General features: G+C 56.4%; 1 protein-coding gene and 1 pseudogene. Both read left to right on the forward strand.

Annotation, left to right across the window (positions count from 1 at the left end; genetic code table 11):
- Window positions 1-183: 183 nt before the first annotated feature.
- A pseudogene (locus AC5ZGW_RS46220) lies at window positions 184-1,216 on the forward strand (IS110 family RNA-guided transposase).
- A 160-nt stretch (window positions 1,217-1,376) separates the two neighbouring features.
- Window positions 1,377-1,565 (forward strand): hypothetical protein (locus AC5ZGW_RS46225; protein ID WP_496114167.1); only part of this gene is annotated, 189 nt, incomplete at its 3' end.

The following is a 1,565-nucleotide window of genomic DNA, read 5'->3' on the forward strand; positions in this document are numbered from 1 at the left end:
GTTTGCGTCGCGATCACCGAGGCTCTCGAGCTTCAAACCGACATTCTGAAATAGAATTATGAATCCTTTCCAATCCAGAGTTCCAGTGCATCAAAAGTGATGGTGTGGAACGGCCCTTCGAACCGGCATCAAAAGTGCCTAACGTGGTCGCGTTGAGAAGCGCCACAAAGGAAGGACCGTTCCATGGAGAAGATTATCACAGTGGGTTTGGATTTGGCTAAGTCGATCTTTCAAGTTCACGGCATAACCGAAAGCGGGAAAGTTCTGGTTCGCCGCACGTTGCGACGATCGCAGGTGCTGCCTTTCTTTCGCGGACTTCCCTCCTGCTTGGTGGGTATGGAGGCCTGCGCAAGTGCGCATCACTGGGCGCGCGAGATCGCCGCGCTGGGGCACTCGGTCCGCATGATGCCGCCAGCCTACGTGAAGCCCTACGTCAAACGAAATAAGACCGACATGGCGGATGCAGAAGCCATTTGTGAGGCGGTCACCCGGCCGACGATGCGGTTCGTACCGATGAAGACTGCCGAACAACAAGCAGCCGGCATGATCTTGCGAGCGCGAGAGATGCTGATGAGACAGCGGAGTCAGACTGCAAATGCTCTGCGCGCTCATATGGCCGAATTGGGCATTGTCGTGGGGACAGGCATGGCAAGCATCACGAAACTTCTGGGGCTGCTCCGGGACAGGGAAGACGATAGGATCCCCGCTACCGCCCGCTTTGCCCTGATCCACTTCGCTGAACAAATTGAGCTACTTACCACCCGTATAGAGAAACTCGATAAGGAGATTTTGGTTGCCGTCAGAAAAGATCCCGACGCGAGGCGTCTGATGAGCATTCCCGGTGTCGGTCCTCTCATCGCAGCTACCGTTCGGACATCGGTCTTGGATGCTCGTTGCTTTGCGACTGCACGAGATTTTGCGGCTTGGATGGGGCTGACGCCGAGGGCACAGTCGAGCGGCGGGAAAGAACGGCTCGGCGCGATATCGAAGCGCGGAAATCGGCAACTACGGACACTCTTAATCGTCGGTGCGACCTCTATCATCAAGCTTGCTAAACGAGGTTTGAAAGTCCCGCTCTGGGGTTCGGACCATGCTGCAACGACGGCCGGTCAAGGTCGTATCCGTGGCGCTTGCCAATAAGATTGCGCGCACCATTTGGGCGTTGCTAGTCAGAGGCGGCATCTATCAGGCGCCGGCTGCAATGCTGAAATCCTAATCTTAAGAGCTCATCGGCGGAAGAGGAGAGCTGCCGAGGAGGCAAGGTGCAATCTGGATGAACACTGAATGACGACATTCCCGGTAGCAGTCAGACCGCCTGACTCACTGCGCTTCGAGCGCGCGAAATTGATTGGGCGATTGCTTCCGCGGATATCATCGTGGCCAGCGGCCAGGTGCCGCGTTCACAGGCCGAACATATGACCGCACCGTCATCTCTTGTTCAACCAGAGAAAGATCTTGCAGCCCGGGCCGTTCCACATATGAGTCAGAGCGCATTGCCTCATCAAGAATGTTACCGGAGAACTGACCGTCAGGGTTGGGGCGGCGATACCGAATCGGATCGGTGT

Source organism: Bradyrhizobium sp. Crot121 (genome assembly GCF_059512385.1).